The organism is Sphingomonas suaedae (assembly GCF_007833215.1).
Lineage (GTDB): Bacteria > Pseudomonadota > Alphaproteobacteria > Sphingomonadales > Sphingomonadaceae > Sphingomonas > Sphingomonas suaedae.
The window spans coordinates 4,122,993-4,141,336 of the sequence record NZ_CP042239.1 but is presented as its reverse complement, the minus strand read 5'-3'; the positions used below and the strand labels follow the sequence as shown (position 1 = coordinate 4,141,336).

General features: G+C 63.8%; 20 protein-coding genes. 4 read left to right on the top strand and 16 right to left on the bottom strand.

All coding sequences use genetic code 11. The annotated features are described in order from the left end of the window. Nucleotides 1-83 precede the first annotated feature (83 nt). Genes FPZ54_RS19605 through FPZ54_RS19590 form a run of 4 tightly spaced genes read left to right on the top strand, consistent with a single transcriptional unit; the run spans nucleotide 84 to nucleotide 2,859 of the window. Nucleotides 84-683, top strand: coding sequence for a DUF4136 domain-containing protein (locus tag FPZ54_RS19605; protein WP_145849473.1), 600 nt, complete (start codon nucleotides 84-86; stop codon nucleotides 681-683). Then, a complete protein-coding gene (locus FPZ54_RS19600; protein ID WP_145849472.1) occupies nucleotides 680-1,798 on the top strand; it encodes a M14 family metallopeptidase in 1,119 nt (372 codons plus the stop codon). Before FPZ54_RS19605 ends, FPZ54_RS19600 begins: the two co-directional genes overlap by 4 nt. Before the next feature lie 4 nt (nucleotides 1,799-1,802). Further along, complete coding sequence (locus FPZ54_RS19595; protein WP_145849471.1) at nucleotides 1,803-2,267, top strand: GNAT family N-acetyltransferase; 465 nt, start codon at nucleotides 1,803-1,805, stop codon at nucleotides 2,265-2,267. 34 nt (nucleotides 2,268-2,301) lie between these two features. Beyond that, a complete protein-coding gene (locus FPZ54_RS19590) occupies nucleotides 2,302-2,859 on the top strand; it encodes a TIGR00645 family protein (protein WP_145849470.1) in 558 nt (185 codons plus the stop codon). A gap of 12 nt (nucleotides 2,860-2,871) precedes the next feature. Here the strand turns inward: FPZ54_RS19590 and FPZ54_RS19585 are convergent, their stop codons facing one another. The 16 genes from FPZ54_RS19585 to FPZ54_RS19510 all read right to left on the bottom strand — a co-directional run bounded on the left by FPZ54_RS19585 (nucleotide 2,872) and on the right by FPZ54_RS19510 (nucleotide 18,336). Next, nucleotides 2,872-3,132: a DUF1467 family protein gene (locus FPZ54_RS19585; protein WP_145849469.1), complete on the bottom strand. Its 261-nt coding sequence runs from the start codon at nucleotides 3,130-3,132 to the stop codon at nucleotides 2,872-2,874. Between the two features lie 4 nt (nucleotides 3,133-3,136). Then, nucleotides 3,137-4,777, bottom strand: coding sequence for a ribonuclease J (locus FPZ54_RS19580; RefSeq protein ID WP_145850079.1), 1,641 nt, complete (start codon nucleotides 4,775-4,777; stop codon nucleotides 3,137-3,139). A gap of 141 nt (nucleotides 4,778-4,918) precedes the next feature. Then, the gene (locus FPZ54_RS19575; RefSeq protein ID WP_145849468.1) at nucleotides 4,919-5,689 is read right to left on the bottom strand and encodes a type III pantothenate kinase; all 771 of its coding nucleotides are present in this window, start codon (nucleotides 5,687-5,689) and stop codon (nucleotides 4,919-4,921) included. A gap of 11 nt (nucleotides 5,690-5,700) precedes the next feature. Then, a complete protein-coding gene (locus FPZ54_RS19570; protein ID WP_186456850.1) occupies nucleotides 5,701-6,429 on the bottom strand; it encodes a biotin--[acetyl-CoA-carboxylase] ligase in 729 nt (242 codons plus the stop codon). Continuing rightward, a complete protein-coding gene (gene nuoN, locus FPZ54_RS19565) occupies nucleotides 6,396-7,841 on the bottom strand; it encodes an NADH-quinone oxidoreductase subunit NuoN (protein WP_145849467.1) in 1,446 nt (481 codons plus the stop codon). Before nuoN ends, FPZ54_RS19570 begins: the two co-directional genes overlap by 34 nt. After that, a complete protein-coding gene (locus FPZ54_RS19560) occupies nucleotides 7,841-9,388 on the bottom strand; it encodes an NADH-quinone oxidoreductase subunit M (protein ID WP_145849466.1) in 1,548 nt (515 codons plus the stop codon). Before FPZ54_RS19560 ends, nuoN begins: the two co-directional genes overlap by 1 nt. Next, a complete protein-coding gene (nuoL, locus tag FPZ54_RS19555) occupies nucleotides 9,385-11,496 on the bottom strand; it encodes an NADH-quinone oxidoreductase subunit L (protein WP_145849465.1) in 2,112 nt (703 codons plus the stop codon). The genes FPZ54_RS19560 and nuoL overlap by 4 nt, the downstream gene beginning before the upstream one ends. Continuing rightward, on the bottom strand, nucleotides 11,496-11,801 hold the full coding sequence (gene nuoK / locus FPZ54_RS19550) for an NADH-quinone oxidoreductase subunit NuoK (protein ID WP_145849464.1): 306 nt from the start codon (nucleotides 11,799-11,801) through the stop codon (nucleotides 11,496-11,498). The genes nuoL and nuoK overlap by 1 nt, the downstream gene beginning before the upstream one ends. 115 nt (nucleotides 11,802-11,916) lie before the next feature. Then, the gene (locus tag FPZ54_RS19545) at nucleotides 11,917-12,537 is read right to left on the bottom strand and encodes an NADH-quinone oxidoreductase subunit J (protein ID WP_145849463.1); all 621 of its coding nucleotides are present in this window, start codon (nucleotides 12,535-12,537) and stop codon (nucleotides 11,917-11,919) included. Between the two features lie 126 nt (nucleotides 12,538-12,663). After that, nucleotides 12,664-13,149 carry an NADH-quinone oxidoreductase subunit NuoI gene (nuoI, locus tag FPZ54_RS19540; protein ID WP_145849462.1) on the bottom strand — a complete coding sequence of 162 codons (486 nt, stop codon included), beginning with the start codon at nucleotides 13,147-13,149 and terminating at the stop codon, nucleotides 12,664-12,666. After that, the gene (locus tag FPZ54_RS19535; RefSeq protein WP_186456849.1) at nucleotides 13,149-13,619 is read right to left on the bottom strand and encodes a hypothetical protein; all 471 of its coding nucleotides are present in this window, start codon (nucleotides 13,617-13,619) and stop codon (nucleotides 13,149-13,151) included. The genes nuoI and FPZ54_RS19535 overlap by 1 nt, the downstream gene beginning before the upstream one ends. Further along, nucleotides 13,616-14,662 (bottom strand): NADH-quinone oxidoreductase subunit NuoH, encoded by a 1,047-nt coding sequence (gene nuoH / locus FPZ54_RS19530; RefSeq protein ID WP_145849460.1) that lies wholly within the window; start codon nucleotides 14,660-14,662, stop codon nucleotides 13,616-13,618. The genes FPZ54_RS19535 and nuoH overlap by 4 nt, the downstream gene beginning before the upstream one ends. After that, complete coding sequence (locus tag FPZ54_RS19525; protein ID WP_145849459.1) at nucleotides 14,659-14,925, bottom strand: hypothetical protein; 267 nt, start codon at nucleotides 14,923-14,925, stop codon at nucleotides 14,659-14,661. The genes nuoH and FPZ54_RS19525 overlap by 4 nt, the downstream gene beginning before the upstream one ends. After that, complete coding sequence (gene nuoG / locus FPZ54_RS19520; protein WP_145849458.1) at nucleotides 14,922-16,928, bottom strand: NADH-quinone oxidoreductase subunit NuoG; 2,007 nt, start codon at nucleotides 16,926-16,928, stop codon at nucleotides 14,922-14,924. Before nuoG ends, FPZ54_RS19525 begins: the two co-directional genes overlap by 4 nt. Then, nucleotides 16,928-17,725: a hypothetical protein gene (locus tag FPZ54_RS19515; protein ID WP_145849457.1), complete on the bottom strand. Its 798-nt coding sequence runs from the start codon at nucleotides 17,723-17,725 to the stop codon at nucleotides 16,928-16,930. Before FPZ54_RS19515 ends, nuoG begins: the two co-directional genes overlap by 1 nt. Continuing rightward, entirely contained in the window at nucleotides 17,725-18,336 is a 612-nt protein-coding gene (locus FPZ54_RS19510) for a hypothetical protein (protein WP_145849456.1), read from the bottom strand. The genes FPZ54_RS19515 and FPZ54_RS19510 overlap by 1 nt, the downstream gene beginning before the upstream one ends. Nucleotides 18,337-18,344: the final 8 nt, after the last annotated feature.

Sequence of the window (18,344 nt, the reverse complement as noted above, 5' to 3'; positions counted from 1 at the left end):
AATGCTTGGCAACGGAACCGACATCCCCGTAACGATGTTCAAACGTTGTGCCGTGGCGTCTGCACGGCAGGAGGATGTGTCCGATGAAGACCCGTGCGTTGCTTGCCCTCACCCTTTCCGCCGCCGCGCTGGCGGGTTGTTCGACCACCATGGGCGGCCGCGCCGCACCGGTCGATGTGACGCGATACCATTTGTCCCAGCCAATTCCCGCAGGAACGGTCGCCGTTCAGCCCGCGCCTTCCGGCGCATCTGGCCCTGAAGCGCAACTCTATATCGACGCGGTTGCGGCGACGATGGGCGGCATGGGGTTCACCCCGATCGACACCGCGGCAACCGCGGATTATCTCGCCACGGTCGAATTTCGCCGTACCGATCGCGGCCAGGTCCGCACCCGCCCCCCCGTCACCATCGGCCTTGGCGGAGGCAGCTATGGCGGCAATGTCGGCGTGGGTGGCGGCGCCAGCGTCGGCATCGGCAGCAAAACCAAGACCGTCTATGCCTCCGAATTGTCGGTCCAGTTGCGGCGTCGCGGCGACAATACCGTGATCTGGGAAGGCAAGGCGATGACCGAGACGCTCGGCGCCGCCGACGGAACCCAGCCGACCGACACCGCGACGCGCCTGTCCGATGCGCTGTTCAAGGGCTTTCCCGGCCAGTCGGGGATCACTATCACGGTGAAATGAGCATCCAACTGAACGCCGCATTCGACAGCGGCAATATTCGCCTGATCGACATCGACGGGGACACCGTCGATGTCGAGATCGTCGCCGATCACCAGTCAGATTTCTTCCAATGGTTTCACTTTCGCGTTTCGGGCGCGAAGGGGCGGACGCTGACCTTTCGGATCGTCAATGCGGGCAAGGCAGCCTATGCCTTCGGCTGGCCCGGCTATCGGGCGCGGGTCAGCACTGATCGCGCCGCATGGCGCCTGACCGATGGCAACTATGCCGATGGCGTATTCAGCTTCAGCCACAGCTTCGATGGCGATGTCGCATGGTTCGCCTATTTCGCGCCCTATTCGATGGAGCGCCACGCCGACCTGATCGCACGCATGGCGGCAAAGCCCGGGGTGAGCCACCGCGAGTTGGGCCAGACTCTCGACGGGCGGGCGATGGACCTGCTGACGCTGGGCGACGGACCCAAGCAGGTGTGGCTCTATGCCCGCCAGCATCCCGGCGAATCGATGGCGGAGTGGTGGGCAGAAGGGGCGCTGGAGAAGCTGACCGACCCGGACGACGCTGCGGCGCAAGCGCTGCGGGCCAAGGCGACCTTCCACGTCATTCCCAACATGAACCCGGACGGCAGCTTCCGTGGCCATCTGCGCACCAATGCAGCGGGGGTGAACCTCAACCGCGAATGGCACACGCCGACGATGGAGAGGAGCCCCGAAGTGTTCCTCGTCCGCGCGGCGATGGACGAGACTGGCGTCGATTTCGCGATGGACGTACATGGCGACGAGGCGATCCCGGCCAACTTCCTCGCCGGGTTCGAGGGGATTCCCGGTTGGACCGATGAACTGGGCGAGAAATACTACGCGTTCGGTCGCAAGCTCGCCGCGACGACGCCGCTGTTCCAGCTCGAAAAGGGCTATGAGAAATCAGCGCCTGGGCAGGCAAATCTGTCTATGTCAACCAACCAGCTCGCCGAGCGGTTCGGCGCAGTGTCGATGACGCTGGAAATGCCGTTCAAGGATCACGATCCCAGCCCGGAGCCCGAATTCGGCTGGTCGCCCGATCGCTGCAAGGCTCTGGCCCATGCGTGCCTGGACACGCTGGCGGGCATGATCGACGAGATTTGATGCGATGGTAATCCGCACCGGGGGCCTCGACGACCCTCAGGTGATCGCGCTGCTTGAACTTCACGCGCGCGAGATGTCGGACCATTCGCCCCCGGGTACTTGCCATTTCCTCGACCTGTCGGGACTCAAGACCCCCGACATCACGTTCCTCAGCGCCTGGGATGGCAATGCTCTGCTCGGCGTGGGCGCGCTCAAGCAACTCGATCCGCTGACCGGCGAGGTAAAGTCGATGCGAACCGTGAAGACGGCCCAGGGCCGGGGGGTTGGCGCGGCAATGCTCGATCATATCGCCATGCTTGCCCGACAGCGTGGCTATACCGCCCTCAAGCTCGAGACCGGCACCGGCCCGTTGTTCGAGGCGGCGCATGGGCTGTATCGCCGCTATGGATTCACGCCCTGCCCGCCCTTTGCGGGCTATGTCGAAACCGAGTTCAACCGCTTTTACGGGATGCCGCTGAACGTCGCTTGATCGGCGCCCGGCACTTCCGGTATTGCGCCGCAACATGAGCGATCCGCTGATTCCCGCGCCCACCGGCGAACCCGTCCGCCTGAAGCCGCTGCCGCTGCTGATCTTCAGTTCGCGCTGGCTGCAGCTGCCGCTCTATGTCGGGCTAATCGTCGCGCAGTGCGTGTATGTATTTCTGTTCATCAAGGAACTCACCCACCTCGTCCAGCACGCCTGGGAATTCACCGAGCAACAAATCATGCTCGTCGTGCTGGGGCTGATCGATGTGGTGATGATTTCCAACCTGCTCGTGATGGTGATCGTCGGCGGCTATGAGACGTTCGTATCGCGCCTCGGCCTCAAGGGCCATCCCGACCAGCCCGAATGGCTGAGTCACGTCAATGCGGGCGTGCTGAAGGTGAAGCTGGCGATGGCGATCATCGGCATTTCGTCGATCCACCTGCTGCGCACCTTCATCGAAGCGGGGGCACTGGGTACGCCGAGCGGTCGCGTCACCGAAGCGGGCGTGTTGTGGCAAACGATCATCCACATGGCATTCATCGCATCGGCGATCGGTATTGCCTGGGTCGATCGCATGACCCAGACGAGGCACTGAAGACCCTATTCCTCAGTTCCAATAGTCGAGCATGTCGGCGGTGATCCAGCCGAAGACATAGTTGAGATAGAAGAGCGCGAAGAACGTCGTTCCGACGACCGTAGTCCACAGCGCGATGCGCCCGGCCTGGAACCGCTGCGGCGCGCTCTCGGCCTGTCCCTTGACCAGCGTCTCCCCCGCCTCGACGCTGGTGCGTGCGTGGAAGGGGAGCACCAGAAACAGCGACAGGAACCAGAACAGGAAATAGATTGCGAGCGCACTGAACCAGTTCATTGCATCACACCTCGATCAGCATCACGTCCATGACCGGCTTCTTCCCGGTATAGCGCACCGCGACGCGCCGGGCGGCAAGCCGGATCGCCTCGCGCAGCTTGTCGCGGTCGCCGCCGCGTGCCTCGCCCATCACTTTGGCCACCGCGGCGCTGGCATCGGCGATCAGGCGATCGCGATCCTCTTCGGCTGGAACGCCCTGAATGGTCACCTCGGGTTGGCCCGCCAGCTTGCCGTTACCCTTGATCGCCACGGCGACCGACATCTGACCATAAAGGCCGAGCTTGCGCCGCTCGTTCATCGTGCTGCCGTCGGCGGGCAAGATCACGTCGCCATCGAGCACCAGCCGGCCTGCCGGCGCGTTGCCGATCTTTTTCGGCTTGCCCGGCGCCAGGCGGATGATCTCGCCGTTGTTCTGGACGACCGCATTGGGGATGCCATGCGCCCGCCCAAACCGCGCTTGCTCCGCGATATGGCGCATCTCGCCATGGACGGGGACGAGGATGTCGGGCCGGATCCAGTCATACATTGCCGCCAGTTCGGGGCGACCCGGATGGCCGGAGACATGGACGAACGCCTGACGATCGGTGATCATCTCGACCCCCTTGCCCGCCAATATGTTCATGATCCGGCCGATCGCCATTTCATTGCCGGGAATCTGCTTGGACGAGAAGACGACGGTGTCGCCCGATTCGAGTTTCAGCTGATGCGTGTCATCGGCGATGCGGGCGAGCGCGGCGCGCGGTTCGCCCTGCCCGCCGGTGGCGATGATCATCACCTTGTCGCGGGGCAGTTTCATCGCGGTTTCGAAATCGACCGTTTCGGGGAAATCGCGCAGATAACCGGTGGCCTTGGCAACACGCAGGATTCGGTCGAGCGAGCGGCCCGCGACGCACATCGCGCGGCCGGTGTCCTTCGCAACCTCACCCAGCGTCTGCAACCGCGCAGCGTTGGAGGCAAAGGTGGTGACGAGGACGCGGCCCTTAATGCCCGCAACGACTTCGTCCAGCCCCTCACGCACCGCAGATTCGGAGCCAGACGCCTCCGGGTTGAAGACGTTGGTCGAATCGCACACCAGTGCCAACACGCCTTCGTCACCGACTGCGGTGAGTTCCTCGGCGGTGGAGGCGGAGCCCATGACGGGCGTGTCGTCGATCTTCCAGTCACCGGTGTGGAACACGCGGCCATAAGGCGTGTCGATCAGCACCGCGTTACCCTCGGGAATCGAATGCGCGAGCGGAAGGTAGCGGATGCCGAACGGACCAACGTCGAACGGCTCCTCCTCGCGAACCACGTTCAGCTCGATGCGGTCGGCAATACCTTCCTCTTCCAGCTTGCCGTGGATCAGCCCCGCAGTGAACGGCGTGGCATAGAGCGGCACGCCCAGATCGCCCGCCAGATAGGGCAGCGCGCCGATATGATCCTCATGCCCATGGGTCAGCACGATGCCGAGCAGGTCATCCAGCCGCTCTTCGATAAACTGAAGGTCGGGCAGGATCAGGTCGATGCCGGGATAGTCGGGCGTGCCAAAGATCACGCCGCAATCGACCATGATCCACTTGCCGTGGCAGCCATAGAGATTGACGTTCATGCCAATTTCGCCCGAACCGCCGAGCGCGAGGAAGAGGAGTTCTTTACCGGGGGTCATCTGGTCTTTCGTCATAATATGCCGTCGTCACCCCGGCCTCGTGCCGGGGTCCACCGGGAGGCAAGCACAAGACAAGAGGCTTCAAGGGCCGGGCGTAGGGACAAGTGGACCCCGGCACAAGGCCGGGGTGACAGCCGGGGATCAGCGCAGCGACCGCTCCCACAGCATCGCCAGCCCCTGAATCGTCAGGTCCGGCTCGATCACGTCGAACACATCGGTCTGCTTTTCGAACAGCACCGCGAGGCCGCCAGTCGCGATCACCTTTACCGGACGGCCGATCTCTGCCTTCATGCGCGCGACCAGTCCCTCGATCATCGCGATATAGCCCCAGTAAATTCCGATATGCATCTGATCGACCGTGTTGCGGCCGATGACACTGGTATTGGCCGGAGCCTCGATCGCGATGCGCGGCAGCTTGGCTGCGGCCGTGACCAACGCGTCGAGTGACAGGTTGATGCCAGGCGCGATGATGCCGCCCTTGTAGGCGCCGGTATAGTCCGCAACATCGAAGGTAGCGGCCGTGCCGAAATCGATGATGATGAGATCACCGGGATGATTGGCGTGCGCGGCAATAATGTTGAGCGCTCGGTCGGCGCCGACGCTTTGGGGCTCTTCCACATCCAGCGCAATCGGCCAACCGTCGCGGCCGGCGACCAGCGGGGTGCAGCCGAAATATTTCTGCGAGAGCACTTCCAGATTGTGGAGGGCGCGCGGGACAACGGTGCCGATGACGACGCCGGTAACGACGCCGCGCTCATAGCCCTCAAGCGTCAGCAACTGGCTCAGCCAGACCGCATATTCGTCGGCGGTGCGGCGCGGATCGGTGGCGATGCGCCAGCGCGCCTTGACCTCGCGCCCTTCGACGAGCGCAAAGACGACGTTGGTGTTGCCGGCATCGATCGCGAGCAGCATGAGTTGGTCCTTCAGATCAGGAAGACGTCGCCGGCATGAATGACATGCCGCGACCCATCGGCCAAGCGCAGGATCAGTGCGCCATCGCCGGTCAGGCCGTCGAACAGACCTTCATGACGGGTTCCGTCGGGCAAGCGCGCGGTGAGTGCGGTGCCGCTCGGATGGGCGCGGTCGAGCCAGCGTTGGCGCACCGGCTCCAGCCCCTCGCCGCGCCAGCGTGAGAGCCAGCGCGCGAAGCTCTCCGCCAGCACGTCCGCGAAGGTCGCGACATTGACCGCAATCCCCTGCGCCGCAAGGCTGGTCGCCGGTCGATCGGGCAGCTCGGGATGGTGGGTCAGATTGACGCCAATGCCCACCACGACCGCATCCCCGGCGCGCTCGAGCAGCACGCCCGACAGCTTCGCGCCGTCGATCAGCAGATCGTTGGGCCATTTGATCGTCACCCCGCGTGGCAGAAACACGCGCACAGCCTCTTCCAGCGCTACGACCGTCATCAACGCCAATGTAGGCGCAGGCGGATCGGTTGGCCGCAAGCAGACGAGCGTGCTGCCGTAGAAATTGCCGGCCGGCGAGTCCCACGCCCTGCCCTGTCGTCCTTTGCCCGCCGTCTGGCGCTCGGCGCGCAGCCAGCTGCCCTCCGGGGCGCCCGCCACGGCGAGCGCAAGCATGTCGGCATTGGTCGAGCCCGTTTCCGGGATGGTGCGGATCAGAACAGAACCTGTGCTGCCGCCATCGACCATGCGCCCAGTGCCGGTATCAGCAGATAGCCGAGCGGCGAGACGAACACGGCGGCGGCGGCGATCAAACCGCCCTCGAGCGCGCTGCCGTCCCGGGCATATTCGGGTGCGGGCTCGTCGAAATACATCGTCTTGACGATCTTGAGATAATAATAGGCGCCAATGACCGACGCCGCGATACCGATCGCTGCCAGGGCGAACAGGTCGGCCTTTACCGCCGCCTCGAACACCGCGAACTTGGCCCAGAAGCCGAACAGCGGCGGGATGCCCGCGAGGCTGAACATGAAGATCGCGAGTGCTGCGGCCAGCGCCGGGCGGGTGCGGGACAGGCCCGACAGGCTGGCGATCGTCTCGACCGGCTGGCCATCCGCCCCCCGCATCTGGAGCACGACGATGAAGCTGCCCAGCGTCATGACGACATAGATCGTCATATAGGTCAGCACGCCGGCCACGCCCTCGGCAGTGCCGGCGGCAAGTCCGATCAGCGCGAAGCCGACATTGTTGATCGAGGAATAGGCGAGCAGCCGCTTGATATTGGTCTGCCCGATCGCCGCGACCGCGCCGAGCACGATCGAGGCGAGCGCGGCAAAGATCACGATCTGGCGCCAGTCGCTGGTCACCGGCCCCATCGCGTCGATCGCGACGCGCACCAAGAGCGCAACGGCCGCAACCTTGGGCGCGCTGGCGAAGAAGGTCGTGACCGGCGTCGGCGCACCTTCGTACACGTCGGGCGTCCACATGTGGAACGGCACCGCCGACATCTTGAACGCCAGCCCGGCGAAGACGAACACCAGGCCGAATAGCAGGCCGGTATTGCTGCCCGCCGCATAGGCCGCAGCGATATCGCCGAACACCGTGGTGCCGCTGAATCCGTACATTAGGCTGATACCGTAAAGCAGGATGCCCGACGCGAGCGAGCCGAGGATGAAGTATTTCAGGCCCGCTTCCGCCGAACGCTCGTCACGGCGCATGAAGCTCGCCAGCACATAGGCGGCAAGGCTCTGGAGCTCCAGGCCGACATAGAGCGTTAGCAGGTCGTTCGCCGACACCATCATCCCCATGCCCGCCGTCGCAAAGAGGATCAGGACTGGATATTCCGGGCGCAGATCCTCGCCGCTGGTCTTCGCGAAGAAGCGCGGGGCGATGACGATCGATACTGCCGCGGCGAAGAAGATCAGCACCTTGGCGAAAGCCGCGAACAGATCGGCGCGGTAGAGGCCGTCGAAGGCGGTGCCACCGGCCGAGGCCGGGCCGAGCAGCGCGATTCCGCCGCCGATCAGCACCGCGACCGAAACCCAGCTGATCGCGCGGGTCACGGCCTGACCGCCCCAGGCGGCGACCATCAGCAGCGCCAAACCGCCCAGCGAAAGGACGATCTCGGGCAGGACCATCGAAAGTTGTGCGGCGTAGTCCATCAGTGTGCCGCTCCGTGCTCGGCGGATTTATGCTCTTCGGCATGCGCGGCCTCGGCCGCTGCCGGATTGCCGGGGGTCGGCTGGCTATCACCCGCCGGACGTGCGCGCTCGATCCGGGCGAGCAGTGTCGCGACATCGGCGCGCATCGGGGCGAGGAAGCTCTCGGGGTACACGCCCATCCACAACACCACCGCCGCGATCGGCGCCAGCAGCGCCATTTCGCGCTTGCTGAGGTCCGGCATCGCCTTGACGTCGTCCTTGACGAGGTCGCCGAATACGACCCGACGATAGAGGTAGAGCATATAGCCCGCGCCCAGGATGATGCCGGTGGTCGCGATCAGCGTCGCCAGCGTCGAGACCTGATAGGTGCCCATCAGCGCCAGCAATTCGCCAACGAAGTTGCTGGTACCCGGAAGACCGATAGAGGCCATGGTGAACAGCATGAACAGGATCGCGTATTTGGGCATGTTGATCGCCAGGCCGCCATAGCGGTCAATCTCGCGGGTATGCAGGCGGTCGTAGATCACGCCGACACACAGGAACAGCGCGCCCGACACCAGGCCGTGACCCAGCATCACCATCATCGCGCCCTCGATCCCCTGCCGGTTGAAGGTGAACAGGCCGAGCGTCACGATCGCCATATGGGCGACGGACGAATAGGCGATCAGCTTCTTCATGTCGTTCTGCACCAGCGCGATCAGGCTGGTGACCACCACCGCGATGCAGGACAGGCCGAAGACGAGCCAGATCAGCTGCGCCGATGCTTCGGGGAACATCGGCAGGCTGAAGCGCAGGAAGCCATAGCCGCCGAGCTTCAGCAGCACGCCCGCCAGGATCACCGACCCTGCGGTCGGCGCCTGCACGTGCGCGTCGGGAAGCCAGGTGTGGACCGGCCACATCGGCATCTTGACCGCGAAGGAGGCGAAGAAGGCCAGCCACAGCCAGGTCTGCACCCCGTCAGGGAAGTCATATTCCATCAGTTCGGGGATGTAGGTCGTGCCTGCGGTGATGCTCATATACATCATCGCGATCAGCATCAGCAGCGAGCCGAGCAGCGTGTAGAGGAAGAATTTGTACGACGCGTAGATGCGGTTCGCCCCGCCCCAGATGCCGATGATCAGGAACATCGGGATCAGGCCGGCTTCGAAGAACATGTAGAACAGGAAGATATCCTGCGCCGCGAAGGTGCCGATCATCAGCACTTCGGTGATCAGGAACGCCGCCATATATTCGGGCACGCGCTTCTCGATCGCGGTCCAGCTGGCGCCGATGCAGATCGGCATCAGGAACACGCTGAGCAGGATCAGCAGCAGCGCGAACCCGTCGATGCCCAGCGCCCATGCGAAGCGGCCGAAGATCGGGGCATATTCGACGAACTGCCATTGCGGGCCGCCAATCTCGAAATTCGCCCACAGGACGCCGCCAAGGACGAGATCGACCAGCGTCGCGCCGAGCGCGATCCAGCGCGCCTGATTGGCACCGACGAACAGACAGGCCAGCGCCGCAACCAGCGGCACGATCAGCATGATGGAGAGAAGGCCGCTCATCGCGTGATCACCCAGGTAACGGCTGCGGTCAGGCCGATCAGCATGACGAACGCATAGCTATAGACATATCCCGACTGGAGCCTGCCCGAGAGGACGCTGCCGAATTTCACCGCCGCGGCGGAGCCGTTCGGGCCGAACCGGTCGATCAGCCCCTCGTCACCCCGCTTCCAGAACAGGCGGCCGAACCAGAAAGCGGGCTTCACGAACAGCACATTGTACAGCTCGTCGAAATACCATTTGTTCAGCAGGAACTTGTAGAGCAGCCCGAAGGTCGCGGTGAAGCGCGCGGGGATGGTCGGCTTCCAGATGTAGGCGACAAAGGCGCCGAACAGACCGAGCAGCATGACGATGGTCGCCGACAGTTTCACCCAATCCGGCACGTCGTGCATCGCATGGGCGAGATGCTCGTCGAACGCGACCGCGCCCTTCCAGAAGATTTCTCCCGCTTCGGGCTGGATGAAATAGTGGTTGAACGCGAAGCCCGCGAACACCGCGCCGATCGACAGGACGATCAGCGGGATCATCATCGGCAGCGGGCTTTCGTGCGGACGATAGCCGCCGGTGCCGTCCTGCACTTCATGCGCGCTCGCGCCATGGGTGTGCGGTTCGTGGCCCGCATCTTCCTGCGCAGGCGGGTTATCAGCATCCGCGACCGCATGGCCGTGCGCATCGTCGTGATGATGCGCGTCGTGGCCATGTGAATCGTGCAAAGCGTGCTGAATATGTTCCGACTGGGTCCAACGCGGCTTGCCCCAGAAGGTCAGGAACATCAGCCGCCACGAGTAGAAGCTGGTCAGCAGCGCGGCGAACACGCCGGTCCAGAAGGCCGCAACGCCTCCACCGCCAGCGGCATAGGCCGCCTCAAGAATCGCGTCCTTCGAGTGGAAGCCCGCAAACCCGGCATGGAACCAGTAGACGCCGACGCCGGTGATTGCGAGCGTGCCCGCCATCATCGTCCAGAAAGTGACCGGGATGTGCTTCCGCAGGCCGCCATAATAGCGCATGTCCTGCTCATGGTGCATCGCGTGGATCACCGAACCCGCGCCCAGGAACAGCAGGGCCTTGAAGAAGGCGTGGGTGAACAGGTGGAACATCGCCGCGCCGTACATGCCGACGCCCGCAGCGAAGAACATATAGCCGAGCTGCGAACAGGTCGAATAGGCGATGACGCGCTTGATGTCGGTCTGCGTCGTTCCAACGGTCGCCGCGAACAGGCAGGTCGCGGCGCCGACAAAAGTGACAAAACCGAGCGCGATCGGTGCCTGCTCGAACAGCGGCGACAGGCGGCACACCATGAACACGCCCGCGGTGACCATCGTCGCCGCATGGATCAGCGCCGACACCGGGGTCGGACCCTCCATCGCGTCCGGCAACCAGGTGTGCAGGCCGAGCTGCGCCGACTTGCCCATCGCGCCAACGAACAGCAGCAGGCACAGCACTGTCAGCGTGTCGACGCGATAGCCGAGGAAGCCGATCGTGCTGCCCGCATAGCCGGGCGCGGCTTCGAGGATGTCGGGGATCGAGATCGTCCCGAACACCAGGAACACGCCGAAAATGCCGAGCATAAAGCCGAGATCGCCGACGCGGTTGACCACAAACGCCTTGATCGCGGCGGCGTTGGCTGACGGCTTCTTGAACCAGAAACCGATGAGCAGATAGGACGCCAGGCCCACGCCTTCCCAGCCGAAGAACATCTGAAGCAGATTGTCGGCGGTCACCAGCATCAGCATGGCGAAGGTGAAGAGCGAGAGATACGCGAAGAAGCGCGGCTGGTCCGGATCCTCGTCCATATAGCCCCAGCTATAGAGGTGGACGAGCGCCGAAACGCTGGTGACCACGACGAGCATCACGGCAGTCAGGCTGTCGACACGCAGCGCCCAGCTGACGTCAAGGTCGCCCGAGCGCATCCATGTCAGCACCTGAATCACCTGCGGCTCGCTGGCACCGGTCATAAAGCCGATGAAGACCGGCCAGCTTAGCGCAGCAGCGATCAGCAGCGCCCCGGTGGTGGCGATCTTCGGGAAAGCGATCCCGAACGCGCGGTTGGAAAAGCCCGCGACGATCGCTGCCAGCAGCGGCAGGAAAACGATGAAATGGATCGAAGACATCAGCCCTTCATCCGATTGACGTCGTCGACCGAGATCGTGCCGCGGCCGCGGAAGTAGATGACGAGGATGGCGAGGCCGATCGCGGCCTCACCCGCCGCAACGGTCAGCACGAACATCGCGAACACCTGCCCCACCAGATCGCCGAGATAGGACGAGAAGGCGACGAGGTTGAGGTTCACGCTCAGCAGGATCAGTTCGATCGCCATCAGGATGACGATGATGTTCTTGCGGTTCATGAAGATGCCGAGCACCCCCATGGTGAACAGGATCGCGCTGACGACGAGGTAATGCGTGAGGCCGATCACAGTGCAACACTCCGAACAAGTTCGTCACCCCAGCGAACGCTGGGGTCTTGTGCGGCAGGCGCAGCCTTCAACATCTGGAGACCCCAGCTTTCGCTGGGGTGACGGCTGTTGTGGATCACAGCTCCACCCCCTGCCCGACGGGCTGATTGACGTTGCGGATGGCGTCCTTCTGACGCCGGTTGATCTGGCGCCAGACATTCTGGTTCTGGACGCCGCCGCGCTTGCGGTGGGTCAGCACGATCGCGCCGACCATGGCGACGAGCAGGATGAAGCCCGCCGCCTCGAACAGATAGAGATAGCGGCTGTAGAGCAGCAGCCCGATCGCCTCGACATTGGGGACCTGGCCCAGCGCGGTGTCGGTCGGAGCGATGCGGTTGGCAAGGTCGATCTTGCCTGCGCTCCAGGCGGCGACGCCGATGACGATCTCCGCCGCAAGCGCGATCGCGATGGCTAGGCCGAACAGCGCATAGCGCACGAACCCGGCGCGCAGCTCGGCAAAGTCGATGTCGAGCATCATCACGACGAACAGGAACAGCACCGCGACCGCGCCGACATAGACGATGACCAGCAGCATCGCGATGAACTCCGCCCCCGCCAGCACCATCAGGCCGGCGGCGTTGAAGAAGGCGAGGATCAGCCACAGCACCGAATGAACGGGATTGCGGGCGGTAATCGTCATCGCGGCGGAGAGGATCACCACCCCGGCGAAGAGATAGAAGGCGATTGCCTGGATCATGGCTTAGACTTTAGCCCCCAAACCCCGTTCGGGCTGAGCCTGTCGAAGCCCAGCCGCAGTCGCTGAAGATACCGCCCTTCGACAAGCTCAGGGCAAACGGAGGTGATTCCGAAATTCATGGCGCGCTTAACGATAGGGTGCATCGGCGGCAAGGTTCGCGGCGATCGCGCGTTCCCAGCGGTCGCCGTTCGCGAGCAGCTTTTCCTTGCTGTAGATCAGCTCCTCACGGGTTTCGGTCGCGAATTCGAAGTTCGGCCCCTCGACGATCGCATCGACCGGGCAAGCCTCGGCGCACAGGCCGCAATAGATGCACTTGGTCATGTCGATGTCGTAGCGGGTGGTACGGCGGCTGCCGTCCTCACGCGGCTCCGCCTCGATCGTGATCGCCAGCGCCGGGCAGATCGCCTCGCACAGCTTGCACGCGATGCAGCGCTCTTCGCCATTGGGATAACGGCGCAGCGCGTGCTCGCCGCGGAAGCGGGGCGAGATCGGGTTCTTCTCGTACGGATAGTTGATCGTCGCCTTGGGCTTGAAGAAATATTTCAGCGTGAGGGCATGCGCCTTCACGAATTCCCACAGGGTGAACGAACGGACGAGTTGGGCGACGCTCATTATTTCTGCTCTTTCAGCCATGGCAACATGGATGGGCTAAAACCGTTATACACCATGCACATTCCACCAAATTGGTCGCGTTCCATTTTCGATTGCGTGGGAATGAAAAAGACGGTCGATATCCAAATATCGCGATCACCTTCATACCACATCGCGAAGTGCACCTTTCGCGCATCCGCACTGGAAAGGTCTACGGTGACAAGTTTTTTCTTATCCCTTTCACTTACAGAAATCGCTGTCGGCGTAAGAGATCCAAAAACATTTGGAGTATTAAGCACCTCTACCGATCGGCCTTGGGCCCCTTCACCTTCAGCGACAGCGAGGTTTAATGTCAGAACCTGATTTTCGTCTTTCAGATTTTTCGCGCTGAAATCTTCGCTCGACCAGTAATGGCAAGAGAATAGCTTGCGCGGATCAATGTCCGCTTGGCCCGCAACCGCCGCGAGCGTGAGCGCGAGCATTGCGCTCACAGCCCCACCCGCTGAATCATCAGCCAGCCCGACACCGCGAACACGAAGAACAGCGACAGCGGCAGGAAGATCTTCCAGCCCAGGCGCATCAGCTGGTCGTAGCGGTAGCGCGGGACGGTCGCCTTGATCCACGAGAAGATGAAGAAGAAGACGAGGATCTTGATGAACAGCCAGATGATGCCCGGCACCGCATAGAGCGGCGCCCAGTCGATCGGGGGCAGGTAGCCGCCCCAGAACAGCACCGCGTTGAGCGTGCACATCAGGATCACGTTGGCATATTCGCCGAGCCAGTAGAGCGCGAACGCCATCGACGAATATTCGGTCTGATAGCCCGCGACCAGCTCGCTCTCCGCCTCGGTCAGGTCGAACGGCGCGCGCGCGGTTTCGGCGAGCGCGGAGATCAGGAACACCACCGCCATCGGGAACAGCAGCGGGTTGAAGCCGAACCCGTTGAAGATGCCGAGCACATGCCCCTGCTGCGCGTTGACGATGCCCGACAGGTTGAACGTCCCCGCCCAAAGCACCACCGCGATCAGCACGAAACCGATCGACACTTCATAACTGACCATCTGCGCCGCCGCGCGGATCGCCGAGTAGAAGGGGTATTTGGAGTTCGACGCCCAGCCGGCGAGGATCACGCCATACACGCCCAGCGACGACGCCGCGAGGATGTAGAGCAGGCCGACATTGATGTTCGACAGCACCACGCCCGCCTGGAACGGAATCACCGCCCACACGATCAGCGCGACGGTGAAGGTGATGATCGGCGCGAGCAGGAACAGCCCCTTGTTCGCGCTCGACGGGATGATGGTTTCCTGAAGGAAGACCTTCAGGCCGTCCGCGAACGACTGGAGCAGGCCGAGCGGGCCGACGACGTTGGGACCACGCCGCAGCGCGATCGCCGCCCAGATCTTGCGATCGGCATAGATGATCATGGCGACGGCCAGCATCAGCGGCAGCGCGATCAGCAGGATGCCCGCGATCGTCGCGACGAACCACGCCCATTCGAAGGACATGCCGAGGGATTGGAAGAAAGCGGTCACTCTGCAGCCCCCTGCGATTTCACATCGCGCCACTGGTCAATCCGCCAGAGCAGCGCAGCGCCGAACAACGGCCATGCCATGGCGAGGCACGCGTTACCGAACCCTACCAACAGCGAGAGCGGCTTCATTTCAGGATAGCTGCCCATCGCCCCAGCCTCCCCGAATAGCGGGAATGCTGCTGCCAATGTCGCTACGAATGCGATCAGCGCGACGACGAACAGGATCACCGATGCGGAGCGCATCGACCAGAGATACGGGCTCATTCCGCTGCCTCCGCGAAATCCTTGCCGTGGACCAGTTCCGCCGAGCAGCGCTGCATCGTCGGCGATGCGCGGCAGATGGCGTTGGTGAGGTAGAAGTCGGCGATCGGATACGCGACCTCCCCTTCCCCCTTGGCGTCCAGCGCGGGCGGGTTCCAGTCGAAGCTGGCGAGCCCTTCGCTACCCAGCGCCGGCACTTCGGCGGCCATCGCCGCGCGCAGTTCACCAAAGCTGTCGAACGGGAGCGTCTTGCCCATCACTTCGGACAGCGCGCGCAGGATCGTCCAGTCCTCACGCGCGTCGCCGGGGGCCGAAACTGCCTTCTCGCTGCGCTGGACCCGGCCTTCCAGATTGACATAGGTGCCATGCTTTTCGGCGTAGCTCGCGCCTGGCAGGATCACGTCCGCCGCATGCGCACCCTTATCGCCATGATGGCCGATATAGACGTTGAAGCTGTTGGCGAAGGTGGCGAAATCCACTTCGTCCGCACCGAGGAAGAAGGTCAGCTTCGGCTCTGCCGCAACGATGTCGGCAATGCCGCCCTTCGACGCAAAGCCCAGCATCAGCCCGCCCATGCGGCTCGCCGCCATGTGCAGCACGTTGAAGCCGTTCCAGCCCTCACGCACCAGATCGAGCGACTTGGCCAGCGCCAGTGCCGCGCCATGCCCGTTCTTGAGCGCCGCACCGCCGACGATGACCATCGGGCGCTTGGCATCCTTGAACGCATCCGCCGCCGCCTGCGGCAGCTTGCCGAGCAGGCCGAGGTCGTTGCCGAGCCAGGTGGTCTTGTAGGTCAGGTCGGTTTCCGGCCCGATCGCGAAGACCTTGGCGCCCTTCTTGATCGCCTTGCGCACGCGGGTGTTCACCAGCGGCGCTTCCCAGCGCAGGTTCGTGCCGACGAGCAGGATCACGTCCGCCGTCTCGACGCCCGCGATGGTGGTGTTGAAATTCACCGCCGACAGCGACGACGTGTCATACGCCATGCCGGTCTGGCGCCCTTCGAGCAGGGTCGAGCCGAACGACTGGACCAGCTTCTTGGCGGCAAAGATCGTCTCGCAATCGAGCAGGTCGCCATGGATCGCGGCGACCTTGTCCCCTGCGCCCTTGGCCGCGACGGCGATGGCGGCGAACGCCTCGTCCCAGGTCGATTCGACCAGCTTGCCGTCCTTGCGGACATAAGGCTTGTCGAGCCGACGGAAGCTGAGGCCGTCGACATGGTGGCGCGTCTTGTCGTGCGCCCATTCCTCGTTCACGTCTTCGTTGATGCGCGGCAGCACGCGCAGCACGCCGCGCCCGCGGCTGTCGATGCGGATGTTGGTGCCGACCGCGTCCATCACGTCGATCGCGAGCGTCTTCTTGAGCTCCCACGGACGCGCCTCGAACGCATAGGGCTTCGAGGTCAGCGCGCCGACCGGGCACAGGTCGACGACATTGCCCGACAGTTCGGACGTCACCGCCTGTTCGAGATAGCTGGTGATCTGCATATTCTCGCCGCGATAGATCGCGCCGATTTCCTCCACGCCCGCAACCTCTTCGGCGAAGCGGACGCAACGGGTGCACTGGATGCAGCGGGTCATCACCGTCTTGACGATGGGACCCATATATTTCTCGGTCACCGCACGCTTGTTCTCGGTGTAGCGGCTGTGCCCGCGACCATAGGCGATCGACTGGTCCTGCAGGTCGCACTCGCCGCCCTGATCGCAGATCGGGCAGTCGAGCGGGTGGTTGATCAGCAGGAACTCCATCACGCCTTCGCGCGCGGCCTTCACCATCGCGCTGTCGGTGCGGACCTCCTGATTGTCGGCGGCGGGCAGCGCACATGACGCTTGAGGCTTGGGGGGCCCGGGCTTCACCTCGACCAGACACATGCGGCAATTGCCGGCGATGCTGAGCCGCTCGTGATAGCAGAAACGCGGAATCTCCTTGCCCGCCGCCTCACACGCCTGAAGGACGGTGGCGCCAGCGGGGACTTCGACTTCGATCCCGTCAACGGTCAGTTTCGGCATTACGACGCAACCTTGTCGCTCGGATCATGGATCCGGTGAAAATAGGCCTCGGCGAAGCTCGCGCGAAGCGTAACGAGATTGGCACGAACCGTCGCGCCGTTAATGAGGCAGGTGCCGAGCACTTGGGCCAGCGCTTGGAAGGCGACCGTTTCCTCTTTCGATGTCGGCTTGGTCCGCAATAACTCCAGCACGGGCACCGGCTGAGTCTCGACCAGACACGTCGCCATCGTATCGACAGACGCCGACCGCCCGGTCATCGCGTACCAGGGGCGATCATAACCTTCGGCCATCGGCAACGCCACTGGGGGGGCGGCCTTTTTGTCGAGGAAGCCGTCCTTACGGAGCGATGCTTCGGCGACCGACCCACGCTGGAGAGCCCGGCTGGATGCGACGGCGAAAATGTCGGTCCAGGCATCCGCGAATCCCACATAGTCGCAATCGACCATGCGAAAGACCTCTTGCGCCGCCTTTTCCTCCTCGATCGGGTCGAGCGTCCTCAGCCAGCGTCGTACCGCGCGATCGCGCTTGAACACGATGCAACTGGCAAGCTTATGCTGCGCCCGGATCGCCTCGTCGATCGGCCCCTTCTCACCGGGTTGCGTCCGGCTTCCCAGCCGCGAACCCGTCGGCGGGTCCTGCGCCGCAGCTGCCGCGGCTGCCGTGGCTGCCGTGGCTGCCGCCATCGAGGCAGCGGAGATCGCGACGACAAGCGCCCGCGATGCACCGGTGCGCAGGCAGCTGCCAGCGCGCCGACGCGCGTCCAGATAGTTGGATCGGATCCAGACCAGTGCTCGCATCAACCCGGCCCAGCTCCGGCACCGACCGCTCCGTTACGATGCAGATACAACCCCTCGGCCATCAAGCCGCGGAGCAATTCGCGATCGAAGCCCAGTTTCGCGCCCTTGGGCGTGCAGCCGGCGATGGCGGGCATCACCTTGCGCAGCGCCTCGCGCTCGGCGTTCGAATTCAGATCGGCGCGTACCAGCATGTCGGCTCCCACTGGGTCGCGCATCGCGGCGCAGCGGGTGACATCGTAGCTCGCCAGCTTCTCGTCGCCACTCCCCTGGAACGCGGCGTGTTCGCCCTCCGGCGCAGCGGGTGCGGCGGAATATTCGGCGAGATACAGCTGCTCGGCCAGCGCGCCACGCAGCGACGCCGCCTTCATCTTCAGCTTGCCGCCGTCGCCCGCGGGGCCGCGCAGGCACGCGCTGCGCTCCTTCGCCATGCGGCGCATCGCCGCGTCGGCCTCCTTGCCTTCCGGTGCCATCGCCAGGAAGGCGCGAGCCTCCGCCTTGTCGCCCCGCACCACGCAGGCGGCGAATTGCTGCATGATGCGATAGGTGCGCGGATCGGTCGATTGCGCGGCGGGCGGGGCCGAAAGCGCGATGGCGAGTGCGAGAATCATCATCGGGTCTC